The sequence below is a fragment of the Nocardia sp. NPDC059228 genome (assembly GCF_042754245.1).
Lineage (GTDB): Bacteria > Actinomycetota > Actinomycetes > Mycobacteriales > Mycobacteriaceae > Nocardia.
Window position 1 is genome coordinate 110,945 of sequence record NZ_JBHZAL010000015.1, and the last position, 17,311, is coordinate 128,255.

Annotated in this window: 20 protein-coding genes; 9 read left to right on the forward strand and 11 right to left on the reverse strand. The window is 66.8% G+C overall.

Annotated elements, in window-relative coordinates; translation table 11 throughout:
• The first annotated feature begins 14 nt into the window (after nucleotides 1–14).
• The 3 genes from pruA (at nucleotide 15) to ACFXKA_RS23335 (ending at nucleotide 4,254) form a co-directional block, all read left to right on the forward strand.
• On the forward strand, nucleotides 15–1,673 hold the full coding sequence (pruA, locus tag ACFXKA_RS23325) for an L-glutamate gamma-semialdehyde dehydrogenase (RefSeq protein ID WP_379428874.1): 1,659 nt from the start codon (nucleotides 15–17) through the stop codon (nucleotides 1,671–1,673).
• Nucleotides 1,673–2,632 (forward strand): proline dehydrogenase family protein, encoded by a 960-nt coding sequence (locus ACFXKA_RS23330; RefSeq protein WP_379428875.1) that lies wholly within the window; start codon nucleotides 1,673–1,675, stop codon nucleotides 2,630–2,632. The genes pruA and ACFXKA_RS23330 overlap by 1 nt, the downstream gene beginning before the upstream one ends.
• Nucleotides 2,633–2,826: 194 nt before the next feature.
• The gene (locus ACFXKA_RS23335) at nucleotides 2,827–4,254 is read left to right on the forward strand and encodes an amino acid permease (protein WP_379428876.1); all 1,428 of its coding nucleotides are present in this window, start codon (nucleotides 2,827–2,829) and stop codon (nucleotides 4,252–4,254) included.
• Nucleotides 4,255–4,272: 18 nt separating this feature from the next.
• Here the strand turns inward: ACFXKA_RS23335 and ACFXKA_RS23340 are convergent, their stop codons facing one another.
• Nucleotides 4,273–4,935 carry an HAD-IA family hydrolase gene (locus tag ACFXKA_RS23340; protein ID WP_379428878.1) on the reverse strand — a complete coding sequence of 221 codons (663 nt, stop codon included), beginning with the start codon at nucleotides 4,933–4,935 and terminating at the stop codon, nucleotides 4,273–4,275.
• 221 nt (nucleotides 4,936–5,156) lie between these two features.
• On the opposite strand from ACFXKA_RS23340, the gene ACFXKA_RS23345 reads away from it, so the two are divergent.
• From ACFXKA_RS23345 to ACFXKA_RS23360, 4 genes are all read left to right on the forward strand, one after another.
• Nucleotides 5,157–5,984 (forward strand): acyl-CoA thioesterase, encoded by an 828-nt coding sequence (locus tag ACFXKA_RS23345; protein WP_379428879.1) that lies wholly within the window; start codon nucleotides 5,157–5,159, stop codon nucleotides 5,982–5,984.
• 318 nt (nucleotides 5,985–6,302) lie between these two features.
• Nucleotides 6,303–7,094, forward strand: a complete 792-nt coding sequence (locus ACFXKA_RS23350) for an SDR family NAD(P)-dependent oxidoreductase (RefSeq protein WP_379428880.1) — start codon at nucleotides 6,303–6,305, stop codon at nucleotides 7,092–7,094.
• A gap of 774 nt (nucleotides 7,095–7,868) precedes the next feature.
• Nucleotides 7,869–8,831, forward strand: coding sequence for a sigma-70 family RNA polymerase sigma factor (locus tag ACFXKA_RS23355; RefSeq protein ID WP_379428949.1), 963 nt, complete (start codon nucleotides 7,869–7,871; stop codon nucleotides 8,829–8,831).
• Between the two features lie 12 nt (nucleotides 8,832–8,843).
• On the forward strand, nucleotides 8,844–9,113 hold the full coding sequence (locus ACFXKA_RS23360; RefSeq protein ID WP_379428881.1) for a hypothetical protein: 270 nt from the start codon (nucleotides 8,844–8,846) through the stop codon (nucleotides 9,111–9,113).
• Between the two features lie 146 nt (nucleotides 9,114–9,259).
• Here ACFXKA_RS23360 and ACFXKA_RS23365 read toward each other — a convergent pair whose 3' ends face one another.
• The 4 genes from ACFXKA_RS23365 to ACFXKA_RS23380 all read right to left on the reverse strand — a co-directional run bounded on the left by ACFXKA_RS23365 (nucleotide 9,260) and on the right by ACFXKA_RS23380 (nucleotide 12,094).
• Nucleotides 9,260–10,177 (reverse strand): DMT family transporter, encoded by a 918-nt coding sequence (locus ACFXKA_RS23365; RefSeq protein ID WP_379428882.1) that lies wholly within the window; start codon nucleotides 10,175–10,177, stop codon nucleotides 9,260–9,262.
• 209 nt (nucleotides 10,178–10,386) lie between these two features.
• Nucleotides 10,387–11,061 carry a class I SAM-dependent methyltransferase gene (locus ACFXKA_RS23370; RefSeq protein ID WP_379428883.1) on the reverse strand — a complete coding sequence of 225 codons (675 nt, stop codon included), beginning with the start codon at nucleotides 11,059–11,061 and terminating at the stop codon, nucleotides 10,387–10,389.
• 101 nt (nucleotides 11,062–11,162) lie between these two features.
• Nucleotides 11,163–11,372, reverse strand: a complete 210-nt coding sequence (locus ACFXKA_RS23375) for a DUF397 domain-containing protein (protein WP_354832535.1) — start codon at nucleotides 11,370–11,372, stop codon at nucleotides 11,163–11,165.
• Entirely contained in the window at nucleotides 11,369–12,094 is a 726-nt protein-coding gene (locus ACFXKA_RS23380; RefSeq protein WP_379428884.1) for a DUF5753 domain-containing protein, read from the reverse strand. Before ACFXKA_RS23380 ends, ACFXKA_RS23375 begins: the two co-directional genes overlap by 4 nt.
• A 465-nt stretch (nucleotides 12,095–12,559) precedes the next feature.
• On the opposite strand from ACFXKA_RS23380, the gene ACFXKA_RS23385 reads away from it, so the two are divergent.
• Both ACFXKA_RS23385 and ACFXKA_RS23390 read left to right on the forward strand, forming a co-directional pair.
• Complete coding sequence (locus tag ACFXKA_RS23385; protein ID WP_379428885.1) at nucleotides 12,560–12,760, forward strand: hypothetical protein; 201 nt, start codon at nucleotides 12,560–12,562, stop codon at nucleotides 12,758–12,760.
• 66 nt (nucleotides 12,761–12,826) lie between these two features.
• Nucleotides 12,827–13,327: an Lrp/AsnC family transcriptional regulator gene (locus tag ACFXKA_RS23390; protein ID WP_354832529.1), complete on the forward strand. Its 501-nt coding sequence runs from the start codon at nucleotides 12,827–12,829 to the stop codon at nucleotides 13,325–13,327.
• 56 nt (nucleotides 13,328–13,383) lie between these two features.
• Here the strand turns inward: ACFXKA_RS23390 and ACFXKA_RS23395 are convergent, their stop codons facing one another.
• The 6 genes from ACFXKA_RS23395 to ACFXKA_RS23420 all read right to left on the reverse strand — a co-directional run bounded on the left by ACFXKA_RS23395 (nucleotide 13,384) and on the right by ACFXKA_RS23420 (nucleotide 17,089).
• Nucleotides 13,384–13,605, reverse strand: coding sequence for a hypothetical protein (locus tag ACFXKA_RS23395; protein ID WP_354832527.1), 222 nt, complete (start codon nucleotides 13,603–13,605; stop codon nucleotides 13,384–13,386).
• A gap of 51 nt (nucleotides 13,606–13,656) precedes the next feature.
• Entirely contained in the window at nucleotides 13,657–14,763 is a 1,107-nt protein-coding gene (gene ald / locus ACFXKA_RS23400; RefSeq protein ID WP_379428887.1) for an alanine dehydrogenase, read from the reverse strand.
• A gap of 186 nt (nucleotides 14,764–14,949) precedes the next feature.
• Nucleotides 14,950–15,261 carry a DUF3349 domain-containing protein gene (locus ACFXKA_RS23405; protein ID WP_354832523.1) on the reverse strand — a complete coding sequence of 104 codons (312 nt, stop codon included), beginning with the start codon at nucleotides 15,259–15,261 and terminating at the stop codon, nucleotides 14,950–14,952.
• 32 nt (nucleotides 15,262–15,293) lie between these two features.
• Entirely contained in the window at nucleotides 15,294–15,596 is a 303-nt protein-coding gene (locus ACFXKA_RS23410; protein ID WP_379396769.1) for a DUF3349 domain-containing protein, read from the reverse strand.
• A 3-nt stretch (nucleotides 15,597–15,599) separates the two neighbouring features.
• Entirely contained in the window at nucleotides 15,600–15,893 is a 294-nt protein-coding gene (locus tag ACFXKA_RS23415) for a hypothetical protein (RefSeq protein WP_354832519.1), read from the reverse strand.
• Nucleotides 15,894–15,904: 11 nt separating this feature from the next.
• Nucleotides 15,905–17,089 carry an anion permease gene (locus ACFXKA_RS23420; protein WP_379428888.1) on the reverse strand — a complete coding sequence of 395 codons (1,185 nt, stop codon included), beginning with the start codon at nucleotides 17,087–17,089 and terminating at the stop codon, nucleotides 15,905–15,907.
• Nucleotides 17,090–17,311: the final 222 nt, after the last annotated feature.

Below are 17,311 nucleotides of genomic sequence, written 5' to 3' on the forward strand. Positions count from 1 at the left end.
GCCAGGAGGTTGTCATGGACGCCGTGACAGTCACGCCGCCGCCGGTGAACGAACCGGTGGGAACCTTCGCGCCCGGCACCCCGGAGCGCGCGCGGCTGCGGGCCGAGCTCACCGAACTCGCCGCGACGCCGGTCGAGATTCCGCATGTGATCGGCGGGCGGGAGCGGCGGAGTGCGGGGGAGGTGGTGGATGTCGTGCAGCCGCACCGGCATTCGGCGGTGCTCGGGACCATTACGGTGGCCGAGGCGCGGGATGCGGCCGACGCCATCGAGGCGGCGGCTGCCGCGGCGCCGGGGTGGCGGGCGCTGTCGTTCGACGAGCGGGCGGCGGTATTCCTGCGGGCCGCGGATCTGCTGGCGGGGCCGTGGCGGGAGACGGTTGCGGCGGCAACCATGCTGGGGCAGTCGAAGACCGCGTATCAGGCCGAGATCGACGCACCGTGTGAGCTGGTGGATTTCTGGCGGTTCAATGTGCACTTCGCGCGCGGGATCCTGGCCGGGCAGCCGATCTCCACACCGGGGGTGTGGAATCGGGTGGAGTACCGGCCGCTGGAAGGGTTCGTGTACGCGGTCACGCCGTTCAACTTCACCGCCATCGCGGCCAATCTGCCGACCGCGCCGGCGCTGATGGGCAATACGGTGGTGTGGAAACCCTCACCCACACAGGCGTTTTCGGCCTATTGGACGATGCGGCTGCTGGAGGCGGCGGGGCTGCCGCCGGGCGTGATCAATCTGGTGCACGGCCACGGTCCCGAGGTGTCGGCCGTCGTGCTGGCCGATCGGCGGCTGGCGGGCATCCACTTCACCGGGTCGACGGGGACGTTCCAGCGGCTGTGGCGCACGGTCGGGGAGAACATTGCCGGCTACGACACCTATCCGCGGCTGGTCGGCGAGACCGGCGGCAAGGATTTCGTGGTCGCGCACAGTTCGGCGGATCCGGATGTGTTGAGCACGGCCCTGATTCGCGGGGCGTTCGACTACCAGGGCCAGAAGTGCTCGGCGGCGTCGCGGGCGTTCATTCCGAAGTCGGTGTGGTCGCGCATGTCCGGGGACTTCCTGGGCAAGGTGTCGGAACTGATCTACGGCGACGTCACCGATTTCACGAATTTCGGTGGGGCGCTGATCGATCGGCGTGCCTTCGACCGCAATGCCGACGCCCTCGCGCGGGCCAAGGCGACACCCGGTCTGACCGTGCTCACCGGCGGGCGCGCCGACGACAGTGTGGGTTACTTCGTCGAGCCGACCGTCCTGCTGGGTGAGGATCCGGGTGACGAGGCGTTCCGGACGGAGTATTTCGGGCCGATTCTGGCCGTGCACGTCTACGACGACGCGACGCCGGGCGGGTTCGACGCGGTGCTGGATCTGGTCGACCGCGGGTCGTCGTACGGACTCACCGGCGCGGTGATCGCCGACGACCGGACGGCGGTCGCGACGGCGTCCGAGCGACTTCGGTACGCGGCGGGCAATTTCTACATCAATGACAAGCCGACCGGCGCGGTGGTCGGACAGCAGCCGTTCGGCGGGTCGCGGGGCTCCGGCACCAATGACAAGGCCGGGTCGGCGCAGAATCTGCTGCGCTGGACCTCGGCGCGCACCATCAAGGAGACGTTCGTGCCGCCGACCGATCACCGGTATCCGCACCAGGCCGTCGCGACGGAAGCGGGGGAGCGCTGATGTTCACGACCGTGCTGCGTCCGGCACTGCTGGCGGCCTCGCGGTCGCCACGGGTGGAACGGACGGTGACCGGGCTGGCATCGACCCGGAAGATGGTGCGGCGCTTCGTCGCCGGGGAATCCGAGGCGGATGCCGCGGCGGCCACCGGGACGCTGATCGACTCCGGGCGGTACGTCAGCCTCGACTATCTGGGCGAGGACACCACCGACCTCACGCAGGCGCGCGCCACCGTCGCGCATTATCTGGCCCTGCTCGAAACCCTGGGTGCTGTGCCCGGATCCACGGGAGAGGTACGGCCACTGGAGGTTTCGCTCAAGCTCTCCGCCCTGGGCCAGGCGCTGCCCCGGGACGGCCACGCCATCGCCCTCGAACACGCCCACAAGATCTGCACCGCCGCCGCGACGGCGGGAGTCTGGGTCACCGTGGACGCCGAGGACCACACCACCACCGATTCCAGCCTGTCCATCGTGCACGCGCTGCGGGCGGACTTCCCCTGGGTGGGCACCGTGCTGCAGGCGTACCTGCTGCGCACCGAGAGCGACTGCCGCGACCTGTCCGGTCCCGGATCACGAATCCGCCTGTGCAAGGGCGCCTATCGCGAACCGGCCGGGGTCGCGTACCAGGGCCGCGACGAGGTGGACGCGTCCTATCTGCGCTGCCTCGACATCCTCATGCGCGGCCTGGGCTATCCCATGGTGGCGACCCACGACCCCGTGATGCTCGACGCTGCCGCCCACTACGTGCGGGCGGCGCGGCGGTCGCCGGACCGCTTCGAGTTCCAGATGCTCTACGGCATCCGCGACGACGAGCAGCAGCGGCTGGTCGCCACGGGCGCGCACCTGCGCACCTATGTGCCCTACGGTGACCAGTGGTACGGCTACTTCATGCGCCGATTGGCCGAGCGCCCGGCCAATCTCGCGTTCTTCCTGCGCTCGTTCGGACCGGGCGCGCGCCGCTGATCGGTCCCGCGATCGCACCGCCTCGGCGAACGCACCCGGGGCGGTGCGCGTCGGCCGGTTGGACAAGCTTTCTGAACTTTATTTAACCAACCGCCCGATCACAGCATCGGCCGTGGTCGGATTAGCTGAGCTAGCTCGAGTGTGACCTGCGTTACCGCAGAGTGGCGGTGCGCAGCGGAACGAAAGGATCCCGCATGTCTTTTGCGGAGTTGCGCGGCCAGATCCTGCGCCGCAAGCCGATCTCGGAGGTAGACGACGACACGCCGGCGGACGAGCGGCTGTCGAAACACCTCGGTCTGTGGCAACTGACGGCCATCGGGGTGGGCGGCATCATCGGCGCGGGCATCTTCGCCCTGGCCGGGTCGGTCGCACACAATACGACCGGTCCCTCGGTCCTCATCTCGTTCCTGATCGCAGGTGTGGCCAGTGCCTGTGCCGCACTCTGCTACGCGGAATTCGCGGGCATGGTGCCCAAGGCCGGATCGGCCTACACCTACGGGTATGTGTCGCTGGGTGAGCTGGCGGGCTGGTTCATCGGGTGGGATCTGCTGCTCGAATACGTGGCGGTGGCGGCGGTGGTCGCCATCGGCGTGTCCGGGTACTTCAACTTCCTGCTGGATCAGATCGGAATCACCCTGCCGCACTGGATGCTCGGGGCCTCCGGCACCGGGGACGGGCATGTGGTGGACGTGTTCGCGATCCTGTTCTGTCTCGGCAGCGCCTGGGTGCTGTCGCGCGGCATCAAGAGCGTGGGACGGTTCGAGACCGTCGCGGTGGGGATCAAGGTGGCGATCGTGCTGCTGATCATCGTGCTCGGCCTGTTCAAGATCGACAGCGCGAACTACCACCCGTACTTCCCGTTCGGCACCGGCGCGGTGTGGACGGGCGCGGCCACGGTGTTCTTCGCCGTCTTCGGCTATGACGCCATGAGCACCGCGGCCGAGGAGTCCACCGAGGCGAAAAAGCATCTGCCCAAGGCGATCATCTACTCGCTGGCCATCGCCATGGTGCTGTACGTGCTGGCCACGCTGGTGCTCACCGGCATGCAGAAGTACACCGAGATCAGCCCGACCTCCGGGTTCTCCACCGCGTTCAAATCCGTGGGGATGCCGGGCATCGCGAACATCATCGCCATCGGCGCCATCGTCGGCATCATCACCGTGGTGCTCACCTTCATGCTGGGCGTGACCCGCGTCTGGTATGCCATGAGCCGCGACGGGTTGCTGCCGGAATGGTTCGCCAAGACCCACCCCACCCGCAAGGTGCCCACCCGGGTGACCTGGATCGTGGGCGCCGGCTCGGCGATCCTGGCCGGGCTGCTGCCCATCAATACCGTTGCGGAGCTGACCAATATCGGCATCCTGATGGCGTTCATCGTGGTCAGCGTGTCGGTGATCGTGCTCCGCTACACCCGCCCCGACGAGCCGCGTGAATTCCGGCTGCCGCTCATGCCGGTGGTGCCGGTGGTGGGCATCGGATTCTCGATCTATCTGATCTGGTCGCTGCCCTGGGAAACCTGGGTGCGCTTCGTCGCCTGGCTGATCGTCGGCCTCATCGTGTACTTCGGCTACTCCCGCTTCAACTCCCGCCTGGGCCATCCCACCTCGATCGAAAACGCCTGAGCCGGAGCCCATTTCCGGTCAGGCGAATACGTGAATGGCGATCGAGCCGCTGGGGAGCGGCTCGATCCGGATGTGCGTCAGGTCGGGGACGTGGGCGGTCGGGTCGAGGGTGGCGGCGCGGGGGCCGACGCCGATGACACGCATGCCTGCCGCCTTGGCGGCGGTGATGCCTGCTTGCGAGTCCTCGAAGACCAGGCAGTCATCAGCTGAAAGGCCCAGTTCGGCGGCGGCTTTCAGGAAACCTTCCGGGTCGGGCTTGCTCACCGTCACCGATTCTGCGGTAATGCGGACGCGAGGGATGGGTAGGCCGGCGGCGGTCATCCGGGTTTCGGTGAGGACGCGGTTGGCGGAGGTGACCAGGGCGTGCGGGAGGTCGGCGAGGGCGGCCATGAACTCTGGGGCGCCGGCGATGGGTATGACGCCGTCGACGATGGTGGCTTCCTCGGCGAGCAGGCGGTCGTTGTCGGCGCGGTTCAACTCGGCGGGACGGTCCGGCAGCAGTTCGGCCATGGTCGCCCAGCCCTGGCGGCCGTGTGCGACGGCCAGCACATCGGCCACCGCCAGGCCGTGCTCGGTGGCCCAGCGTCGCCACAGCAACTCCACTACGGCTTCGGAATTCACGAGGGTGCTGTCCATATCGAGCAGGAGGCCGCGGGCGGCCAGCGTGGCATCAACCGTCATAAGCTGGTTATAACCACAAGATGCCGGGCGTGCAATATGTCTCGAATCCGTGTCGCGGGCAAGGGATTCCCGCCATCACACCTCGGAGCTCGCCGTACGGCCGCAGGGCCCGTGCCGGATCGGTCTATAACGGTCGTTATGGTCGGCGGGGGCGATCTCCGACCAGACGGAGGGCCACGCGCTCGCGCGCGAATCCGCAACTGTTCGAAGGAGAAATCGTCTTGGGGTCGACCACAACCCTCGAGCACCCGTTCGATACCGCCATCGCGCTGACGCCGGATGGGGAAGGGCGCTTTCTCGGTCACACCGCGGCCGAGTACTCGAACATGGTGGGCCCTTTCGGCGGGATCACGGCCGCCACCATGCTGCGGGCCGTTCTCGACGACCCGCGTTGCGCGGGCAGTCCGCTGTCGCTCACGGTCAACTACGCCGGGCCCATCGCCACGGGAGCGTTCACCATCGACGCCGAGCCCGTGCGGACCAATCGCACCACCCAACACTGGGTCGTGACCATGCGGCAGGAGGACACCGTGGCCACCACCGCTACCGTGGTGTGCGCGCTGCGTCGCCCGACCTGGTCCGACACCGAGATCAGCCCGCCCGCCGCGCCCGCACCGGACTCCCTCGAGGTGGCGGAACTGCCCGAATCGCCTGCGTGGCTGCGGAATTACGAGATGCGGTTCGTGGCGGGCCGCGGGCCGTTCGCCGGGGGCGGTGACGGCGCACCGGCCCCGACGTCCACCTCCACCCTGTGGGTTCGGGACACGCCCGCGCGCTCGCTGGACTTTCCGGCCGTGGCGGCGATGAGCGATATCTTCTTCCCGCGCGTCATGCTGCGCCTGGGCCGGATGGTCCCCGCGGGCACCGTCTCGCTCACCGTCTACTTCCACGCCGAACTCGACCCGCTCGCCGATCCCGGACGGTTCGTTCTCGCGACCGCCCGGGCACAACACTTCGGCAATGGCTTCTTCGACCAGTCCGCCCACCTGTGGACCGAAGAAGGCACCGCACTGGCCACCAGCCACCAGCTCGTGTACTTCAAGGACTGATCCACCACACCTCGGGCACCGGTCGGCTCGCTCCGGCCACACACGACGGAAGTGATCGGCGAGCAGCGCTTTTCACCGTGTACCGGGGCTCCGGACTGGCCGAAAGAACAACGGATATGCCGTAGTCCCGGGTCAGCCGGTGGAGTTGTCGTCGGCGGTGATTTCGCCATGGCGGCGATGACGTGGAACAGGAACCGGCCGGCCGGAGTGCGCATTGCCCCGGGCGTATCTGCTCGGGGCCCAAGATTCCTTCTCCGATCTATCGGGCGCCGATGACTTTCGCGGTGCGATCGCCTCTGTATGAGTAGGAGGTAGGAAATGTTGCTGGAAAACAAGAACGTGATCGTCTACGGCGCGGGCGGAGCGGTCGGCAGCGCGGTCGCTCGCGGATTCGCCCACGCAGGCGCCAGGGTCTTCCTGACCGGGCGAAATCCAGACATCGTCAACACCGTCGCGAAGGAAATCGCCGCCGTGGGCGGAGCCGTCGAGACCGCTGTGGTCGACGCCCGGGACGAGAAATCCGTCACCGAGCACCTCGACGCCGTCGTCGCTGACGCCGGCGGCATCGACGTGTCGTTCAACGCGATCGGAATCTCACCGCGGGGACTGCAGGGAATCCCGCTCACCGACCTACCGGTCGACGAATTCATGCGACCCATCACGACATACGCCCAGGCTCACTTCGTGACCGCGAAATCCGCCGCACGGCACATGATCCCCCGGGGATCGGGAGTGATCATGATGCACACACCCGAACCGGCCCGCGTGCCCCTGCCCCTAGTCGGCGGCATGAGCGTCGGCTGGGCGGCGATGGAAGCCCTCAACCGCGCGCTGTCCGCCGAATGGGCCGAGCACGGCGTCCGCTCGATCTGCCTGCGCACCACAGGCATGGTCGAGACACCGGCCATCGACGTCGTGTTCGGACTGCACGCCGACGCGCTGGGCATCTCCAAGGACCAATTCACCGCCGCCGTCAGCTCGATGACCCACCGCAAACGCCCGACCACACTGGCCGAGCTCACAGCTGTCGCGGTGTTCCTCGCCTCCGACCAAGCGGCCGCGATGACCGGAACCGTCGCCAACCTGACCGGCGGAATCATCGTCGATTGACCACCACGGAGGAGCAAGGCAATGAACGATCTACTCGCGAGCGCGGTTGCCGCGCACGGTGGTTCGGACCGGTGGAATCGGATCCGGGCGATCCGCGTCGATGCCGCCATCACCGGAGCCTTCTGGCAGGTCAAGGGAAAAGGCGATGCGCTGAGGGACATCCGCTTCGAGGTGGACACCACACGGGAACGGCTGACCATGGACTTCGTCGGTCGAGACCGACGGTCGCGCTTCGAGCCCGACCGGGTCGTCCTGCAGCAACGCGACGGCACGGTTGTCGACGCGCGCGACGACCCGGAGCGGTCGTTCGACGGCCACCAGTTCCAAACGCCGTGGGACGACCTACATCTCGCATACTTCACCGGGGAAGCACTGTGGACGTACTTGAATACGCCGTTCCTGTTCACGTGGCCGGGGTTCGTCTGCGAAGAGATCGCGCCCATCCAGGCCGATGGTGAAATATGGCGGCGGCTCCACGTGACCTTCCCCGACCACATCAAGAGCCACACCCGTGAACAAGTGTTCTGCTTCGGCCCGGACGGGCTGCTCCGCCGCCATGATTTCGCCATCGACATCGTCGACCCGGCCACCGAGTCACACCTTTACGCCTTTACGCCTCCGACTACCGCGACATCGACGGCATCATCATCCCGGCCACCCGGCGGGCCTACACCACCGTGGGCGACGACCGGATTGCCCTCGTCGCCATCGACATGGCCGACATCACCATTTGTTGATCACTATGAACAACCCCCACCGCAGGATCGGCGGATCATGCACACAGTGACTGAAACCACGAAAGGCAATGGGGATTTCGGACGGCTGAGCGAACCGTTCCGACGCGAGTTGCTCGCCTACTGCTACCGCATGCTCGGTTCGGCCGATGACGCCGAAGAAGTGGTGCAAGACGTCTATCTCGACGCCTGGCGGGCCTACGACGGGTTCGAGGGCCGATCGTCGTTGCGCACCTGGCTCTACCGCATCGCGACCCGGGCGTGTTTCAAAGCGCTCGAAAAAGGCAGACGCAGGCCGCTGCCCGCCGATCTCGGCGACCCCGAGACGAACCTGGAGGCCAGGCTGGTCGAGCGATCCCCGGAGGTGTCGTGGCTCCAGCCGATACCCGACGTCCTGTTCACCGCCGCACCGACCGACCCGGCAACCGTTGTGGTGCAACGACAGACCCTGCGGCTCGCCCTGATGGGGGCACTCCAGCAGCTACCACCGCGACAACGAGCCGTGCTGATCCTGCGCGACGTGCTGCAATGGCGGACCACCGAGGTCGCGGAACTGCTGGAGATGACAACGGCGGCCGTCAACAGCGCGCTGCAGCGAGCGCGAGCCCAGGTTCCGCTCAGCGAGGACGGTCTGACCGAACCGGACGAACCACGGCAGCGCGCCCTGCTCGACCGATACGTCACCGCATTCGAAACCGCGGACGTCGATCAACTCGTCGCGGTATTGACCGAAGACGCACGATGGGAAATGCCGCCGATCGCGGCCTGGTTCGAAGGCCGCGACACCATCCTCGCCTTCCTGGCCAGACAGATGCGGATGATCGGTCCGGCCGAACTGGTCGCCACCTCCGCCAATGGACAGCCCGCCTTCGCGGTGTACGCCCGCGGCCACGACGGTGCACACCATCCACACGCACTGCACGTATTGACAATCACCGCCGAGGGCATCGACAGGATCGTCGCGTTCCACGGCTCCGGGCTGTTTCCGCTGTTCGGACTCTGACCAGGCCACGGCATGTCCGAACAGGAAGACATCGCCCAGCACGACGCCGCGCTGCACGCGCAACTGCGGCTGTTCTGCCAACTCATGATCGGTTCAGCCGACGCCGCCGACCGCGTGATTCAGCAGATCTACCGTCGTGCACTCGATTACCACGACGAGCAAGAGAATCGGCCATCGGAACGCGTTCAACTGTTCCGTATTGCGGCTGACCTCTGCGGGATCCGCCGAGCAGGCCGGAACAGATATTGCTGCGGCCGGGGCGTCGGTATCGGCGATGAATAGCTCACGGCCCGTTCACGCTGGTGAGGGCCAGCGTGAAGAACCGGAACAGCTCCTCGCGACGCCTGGCACCTGACGTGCAGTCGAACTCGACGAATCACCCACCTCGACAAGGCATTACGCCATATCCGTTGTCTCTTCGGCGATTACTACCGGAACCCCTTGTCCGGGAATGTCAGGGCGGCCAGACCGGCACCGAGGACGACCAGGCCGCACCAGGACAGCGCGGGGAGGCGCTCGCCGACGACGGTGACGCCGAGCAGAGCGGCGACCGCAGGCTCGGCGAGCGTCAGGGTGGTGGCGGACGCGACGGTGGTGTGGCGCAGGCCGTAACCGAACAGGCGGTACGCGAGGAAGGTCGTGAAGAACGCGAGATGCAGGGCGACCGCCAGGCCCCTCGGCGTGGTCAGCCAGATCGGGCCGGAGGTTGCGACCACGGGCAGGACCAGGACGGCGGCGAGACCGAACATGATGCCCATGACCGAGCCGGAGGCGTGGCCGCGGGTAATGAGGGTGCCGCCGATCAGGGAGTAGACGGCGTAGGTGAGGCCCGCGCAGGCCGCGAGCAGAATGCCCGGCAGGTCGATCGGGGTCGCATTGCCGAATCGCGGGCCCATAACCAGTACTGCGCAACCGATTACGGCCAGCCCGGTGGCGGCACACCATCTCGTGGACGGTCGGCCCCGGCCGGTGAGCCAGGCCAGCAGGCCCGCGAAGACCGGTGCGCTTCCGAGGGCGATGACCGTGGCCACGGCCACGCCGGTGCGGGCCACGGCCGGATAGAAGGTGACCGGATACCCCGCCACGGCACACGCGCCGAGCAGCAGCAGCCATCGTTCCGACGCGGCGGCGCGCATCCGATGCCCGCGGCCGGTGACGAACAGCAGCAATCCGCCGAGGGCCAAGCCGGCCGAACCGATTGCGGCAGCCGATGTTCCGGCTGGAGCCAGCGATGCCGCGGTACCGGTGCTGCCCCACAGCACCGACGCGGCGAGGATCGGCGCACTACCGCGCCAAGAGGTTGAAGGGGTCTGTTCAGGGGTGAGCGTGGACGTGTGTTCGGACACTGTCGAGTACTCCGTCGTCGAATTCCGAAGGGGGAAGGAATCGAAACGGGCGCACGACGAATCCGGGCTGCCGTCGGAGGTCAGCCGGAACGCGAAACGAGAGTCTGCCGCTGCGCCCGATCAGGCGGCCGGCGGCGGCGTGACGGAGTGCCAGAACGTACCCATGGACCGAGACTACCCAACAGCCTCGCGCCCGGTCCGCCCGGTGGTCAGGTGGGGACAGTTCCGGCGCGTTTCAGAATGATCAGCGGGGTGAGGTAGTGCTCGAGTACGTGCCCGCCGAGGGTGTGTGCCGCGCGGGCGGCCTCGTCGACTTCAGCGGCCGTCCAATCGCTGAAAGTGGTGAACAGATCGTGGATCTGATCGGTGCTCAGTTCGATTGTCCAGGAGAACCGTTCGACATGAGCGGCGACGAAGTGCCCACTGCCGGTCAGACGGCGCACCAACGCATCGGTGTCGAAGTCTGCCGGTCTGCGCGGCGGGGAGTAGTCGCCGCGACGCGCGACGATCTCGGCTATTCGCTGCCGGAATGGGGTGGCAGCGGCCGACGGGTCGCCGAAGACGTGACGCCACACCGCGAAATGACCGTCCGTGACCAGCGCGCGGTGAATTCTCGGCAGCACCACGTCGAGATCGAACCAGTGGATGGCCGTCGCCGCGACGGCCAGATCGAAGGCGGCGGACGGCAAGGGCGCTGTTTCAGCGCTGTCGATGATCACCGACGCCTCGGGCCATCGACGGTGCAGACGGGCGGCCAGACCCTGCCCCGGCTCGACAGCGGTGACAGCAGCACCGGCCTGCAGCATCGGACCCGTCGCCAATCCGGTACCGGCGCCGAGCTCGAGCACCCGGACGCCGGACCGCAGTAACCCGAACTCTCGCAACCGTGTCCACAGTGCGGCCGGGTAATCAGGTCTAGTGCGATCATAGATCTCTGCATGGGCTTCGAAATGCCGTGGACCAAGCCCTCGACCGTCCCAGGACGTCAGCCGAGATCGAACTTCCCGGCCCGCACGGCGGCGTTGAACACGTCCCAGTCCACCGGGGAGAACACGAGCACCGGGCTCGAGTCTCCCAGTTTCGAATCCCGTACTCCGACCCTCGCGCGGTTCAGGTGGGCGGCTTCCAGGCATTCTCCGCCCGAATGGCTGTAGCTGGATTTGAACCAATCGGCTTCGGACAGTTCGATGTTCATTCGGCGCACTCCTTGGCTCTCGACAACATGACCTGCCTGGTTGTGACCGGATCCAATGCTACTCGGCTGATCTCGCCGAACGCATGCCGATACCGCCGGACCTCGGGCTCTCGTTCCAGGTAGAGGTCTCCCACAAAGCCTTCGATGTAGACCACCGGCGGCTCGACCATCCTGGTTGCCGGAAGTTTGGGAAACTCCAGCAGGACAAAGGATTCCACCACCGCACCGAGATGGCCCGGAGCATGGTGGGGAACATACCGGATCGACACGTTCGGCAGCTGGCTCAGATCGGCCAGGTATCGAAGCTGCTCGGCCAGAACTGCCGGTCCGCCGATCTGACCGTGCAGGGCAGCTTCCGACAAGACGACATCGATCTCGAACCCTTTGTCTTCCAATCGGTTCTTTCGCCTCATGGCCATTTCAACGCGCCTCTCCACCTGCTCTGGTGGCATCGTCGGATGCTCGGTCCATTCGATCGCGCGACGATACGCAGGCGTCTGGAAGAGTCCGGGCACGTCCGCCTGTCGCCAGAAGGACACGCGGCGGGCGGAAGCTTCCAACCCGAGGTAGTAATCGAAACGAGGCTTCATCGCATCCTCGTACGCCCGCCACCAATTCTGCTGCGCCGAGGCCATTTCCTGGGAAAGGCCGAGCAATAGGCGGCGCTCGTCGTCGCCGCAGTTGTACGCGTCGGCGAGCGCATTGATCCAGACCCGCGACACCTTGGTCTTGAGACCGTCTTCCAGGCGGCCGATGGTCTGTATCGAGTGTCCACGACCCGCGCTGCGGCAGATCTGCTCAGCTGCGCCCGTTGACGGTACGCGGCCAAGAGTCGACCGAGGGCGCGGGCGGCAAGGGTGGAGCCAGACATTTTCCTAGCCTTTCTATCGAAGGCGCCGAAATTTGGAACCCCCCGCGATGGAAGTTCGGCGCTATACCCGCGACCAGCCGGTCATGGCGGCCCCAAATCCCTTGGCATCGGAGTAAATCTGAGTTCGTGTCCAACCCTTCCATCACCGACCATAGCGAATTGCCAACGATGACAATCGAATACGCGCATCTGACCATGCAGACACACCGGAATTGCCTGGTTTCGGTGTGTCCGGTGAAGAACCAGGCCAAGCGTCGGCTCATCGCGTGCGGGACGCCGGCACCCGCCGACGCTCGACACGTAGGGAGTTGATGTGGTGAATCGACCTGTTACGCACAGCGTGCCGGACCACCCGGTACTGAATCTGGAAGTCGCGCAACGAGCCTTGGCGCAGCATGCGCAGTGCGGTGAGGAGCGCGAGGCGAAGCGGTACTTCAGCCGGCAGGTGCCCTACCTGCAGCGGAGCGGGTACCGGGAGCGGGGCGCCACCAGCTGGAACATCTGGGCCGGCGAGTGACCGCTCTGTACGAATATTTCGTTGATCTGCCCCTCCCGCACGAAGGAAGTTCGATACAGTTCCTCCATGAAGAAGGTTTCTTCAGGATCGAATGTGCCGGGCGGGGCGGTTCCGCTGGATGCCATCGACCGGCTGCTGCTCGATGAGCTGGCCCGCGACGGGCGAATGACCAACAATGCGCTGGCCGCGGCGGCGGGGATCGCACCCTCGACCTGCCTGGGCCGGGTGCGGGCGCTGGTGGAGCACGGGGTGATCCGCGGGTTCCACGCCGATATCGACCCGGCCGCGCTGGGTCGCGAGCTGCAGGCCATGATCGCGGTGCGGGTGAGTGCGGCGGCGCGCGGCCAGCTGGCCGAATTCGGTGAGCAGATGGCCGCGCTGCCGGAGGTCGAGAACGTGTATTTCATTGCCGGGGCCGACGATTACCTGATCCATGTCGCCACCGCCGACTCCGGCGAGCTGCGCACCTTCGTGCTGGAGCATCTGAGCGCGCATCCCGCCGTCGCGTCCACGGAGACGATCCTCATCTTCGAGCACGTGCGCCCGGGGCATCGCCCCGCGACCTGATCGGCGGCGCGGGGCTGGTGCCATGTCCGGAAAGGTTGGTTCAGTAAGCGGAGCCCTCACGGTCCGACGAACAGTCGTTCACACGGCAGGCGCGGCAGCAGCCGGCATTCGTCGAAGGTGTCGCGTATGAATTCGATTGTGAACCAATGCCTTTGCCGCCAATCGTGGATCAAGTTGCGTACCGCTACCGCAGTGACCGTGTAGTCGAAGACCACATCGGCCAGCCAGATTCGCACGTGGACATCACCGTCGGGTGGGAACCATCCTTCGTGGGTCATGGCCGATCGCCATCCCTGGGCATTACCGTGTCGACCTTTCCGGATGAGGCCTCAGGCGGCCACGGAGTGTGCGGCGTAACCGTGTGCTGCCGCAACCGATTCCGAGAGCAGTTCGCCCTTGTGGGTGCTCAGGCCCGCGGCCAGGCCCGGGTCGGCGGCGACGGCGTCGCGCCAGCCCTTGTCGGCCAGAGCGACCGCGTAGGGGAGGGTGGCGTTGGTGAGGGCCACCGTCGAGGTGTGCGGAACCGCGCCGGGCATATTGGCCACGCAGTAGAAGATCGAGTCGTGCACCCGGTAGGTGGGATCGGCGTGTGTGGTGGGGCGGGAATCGGCGAAGCAGCCGCCCTGATCGATGGCGATGTCGACCAGCACCGAACCCGGCTTCATCTGGGCGACAAGGTCATTGGAGACCAAGGTGGGAGCCTTCGCGCCGGGCACCAGCACCGCGCCGATGACCAGGTCGGCCTCGCGCACCAGGTTCTCGACCTCGAGCCGGTTGGACATGACGGTGCGCACCTGGCCGTGGTACAGGTCGTCGATCTCGCGCAGGCGCTGAATGTTCAAGTCGAGCACCGTGACCTCGGCGTGCATGCCGTGCGCGACGGCGATGGCATTGCGCCCGGACACGCCCGCACCGATCACCACCACGCGCGCCGGGCGTACACCCGGCACACCGCCCATGAGCACGCCGCGGCCGCCGCCGCTGCGCATCAGGTGATACGCGCCCGCCTGCGGCGCCAACCGGCCCGCGACCTCGCTCATCGGGGCCAGCAGTGGCAGGGAACCGTCGGGGGCGGTGACGGTTTCGTAGGCGAGGGAGGTGATGCCCGAGGACAGCAGGGCGTCGGTGCACTCCCGGGAGGCGGCCAGGTGCAGGTAGGTGAACAGCACCTGGTCCGCACGCAAGCGCGAATACTCTTCGGCGACGGGCTCTTTCACCTTGAGCACCAGATCGGCGACGCCCCAGACCTCGTCGGCGGTGTCGAGCACCTGCGCACCGGCGAAGCGGTAGGCGTCGTCCTCGAACGTCGAGCCGGCACCCGCGCCGGCCTCGACGACCACCTCGTGGCCGCGGGCCACCAACTCGTGCACACCGGCGGGCGTGCAGGCTACCCGGTACTCGTGGTTCTTGACCTCGCGGGGAATTCCGATCTTCATCCGCACTCCTGACTCTCTCGACTGGGGTTGAGGCGGGATCGCCGCCAGAGAGTCAGTATGAATATTGTGCGAGATCAGCGCCAGAGACGTGAATAAGATTCTCTGAATTCGCACTCCACTATCCGAATGCCCGGAATCAACGAGTGCGAGCTGGGTCACACCGAAGCATCTTCGGCGTTTGCGGCGCTACTGCAACGGCTCCGGCCAGCTGTCATCGATCGGCCAGCCGCCCGCCCGCAGATGGGCGCGGACCCGATCCAGATCGGCGGCGCGCGGCATCTCGTCGGTGAGTTTGGTGATGATCACCCCGACGTCGGCCCGGTCGGCGGGCAGCGCGCCGAGCAGCACCAGCTCGGCGGCCACCTGCCGCACCTCGTCCTCGGACAGCCGCCGCGCCAGTACGGCCAGCAGCGGCAGATAGTCGGTGTCGGGAACACCGTGCGGGTACCCGGCGCGCAGCCAGCCGACAATTCTGGCCAGTAGCTCGGACAACTCCATCGGTGCTCGGTTCTACTCTGCCGGAACGGAATTCACGCCTCGGACGGGTCGCCCAGCGGCCACCCGCCGGCCGCCAGCCGGGCCGCGACCCGGTTCACGTCGTCGGCGCCGGGCTTCTCGTGGGCGAGCTGCGCGATGGCGGTTTCGATGGCGGCCCGGTCCAGCACGCCGCCGGAGGCGAGCAATCCCTCGATGACTTCGTCGACTTCGCGGTCGGTGAGCTTGCGGTGCAGCACCGCGAACAGGGCCACGTAGTCCTCACGCGGGACGCCGTGCGGGTAGCCCGCGCGCAGCCAGGCCAGGACGGTGGCGAGGATCGAACGATTGGTCGTCATGGCTCACTTCTTCGGGGGTTTCGCGCCGAACAACTGGATGTCGAAGCTGTGGCTGATGAAATCCTTGGCGATATAGAGGATTCCGGCGGCGACCACGATCAGGGCCGCCGCGAAGCAGAGGTAGGCGATGGCGGTGACGACCACATTGCGGTTGGCGGTGGCCGGGCCGTCGGCGGCCGGTTCCAGTGCCCAGAGCCGGACGCCGATCCCGAAGATCACCGGCACCCCGACCCCGAGCACCAGCGCGATCAGCGTGACCTCGCCCAGGGACTTGGCGATGGCGTTGAAGGTGTGCATGCTCGCTCTCCTCAGGCCGCGGCGCTCTCGCGCGGCTGGGCCGGCGGGGTGAGGCCATCCGCCCAGTCGTCGTTGACATTGCTGGTGTCGATCGGATTGCGGCGCGAGCGCAGGTACATGGAGACCGACAGGGCGATCAGCACGGCCAGCACGATCAGCACGCCGAGCAGGCCACCGCCGAGATCGGCGACCCACCAGCAGGCCGCGCCGACCAGACCGGCCAGCGGCAGGGTCAGCACCCAGGCCACGGCCATGCGGCCCATGACACCCCAGCGCACCTCCGCGCCCGGCTTGCCCAGGCCGGTGCCCAGGATGGAACCGGTCGCGGTCTGGGTGGTCGACAGCGGCAGGCCGAACTGAGCCGAGGTGAGAATGATGGCCGCCGAAGAGGTTTCGGCCGCGAAGCCCTGCGGCGAATCGATCTCCACCAGACCCTTGCCCAGGGTGCGGATGATGCGCCAGCCGCCCAGGTAGGTACCCGCGGCGATCGCCAGGGCACAGCACACCTTCACCCACAGCGGGATGTCGTCGGCATTGGTATAGGTCCCGCGGGCGACCAGGGCCATGAAGATGACGCCCATGGTCTTCTGGGCGTCATTGGTGCCGTGGGCCAGCGAGACCAGGGACGCGGAACCGATTTGGCCCCAGCGGAATGCGGTGCTCACCCGGTCCTTGCGGGAGTGGCGGGTCAGCCAGTAGACCGCGTAGGTGCCCACTCCGGCCACCAGTGCGGCGACGAAGGGGGCCAGCAGGGCCGGAAGGATGATCTTGTTGATCAGGCCGGTCTTCTGATCCCCGGTCCAGATCACGCCGCTCGCGCCCAGCGCCGCGACCGCGGCCCCGATCAGGCCACCGAAGAGGGCATGGGAGGAACTCGACGGAATTCCGACCAGCCAGGTGAACAGATTCCACAGAATTCCGCCGACCAGGCCCGCGAAAACTATGTGCAGCAAGGCCATACCGTGGATGCCGCCGATATTCAGCAGTCCACCCGAGACCGTCTTGGCGACCTCCACCGACAGGAACGCTCCGACCAGGTTGAGCACGGCCGAAAGGGCCACTGCCACCCGGGGAGCGAGCGCGCCGGTCGCGATGGAGGTCGCCATCGCATTCGCCGTGTCATGAAACCCGTTGGTGAAATCGAACGCCAACGCGGTAACCACCACGATCAAGAGAACCAGTAGCTCAGCGCTCACAACTCCAGTGTCACAACGGAATACCGCGCGCAGAATGGCTACACGCCGGTGTTCACTCGAAATTCAATCGGATAGCCCCGGGACGGTCGCCCGGGGTTGTCCGGCCTCTCACATGCGCTGGCGGCAGCCGGGCATGAGCGTGCACAGGGGCAGGAGATGGGCGGACTACGCCGTCAGTGAAATGAGCGCGCAGCGGCGGTGTTTCGCGGTGAGAATGAGGCG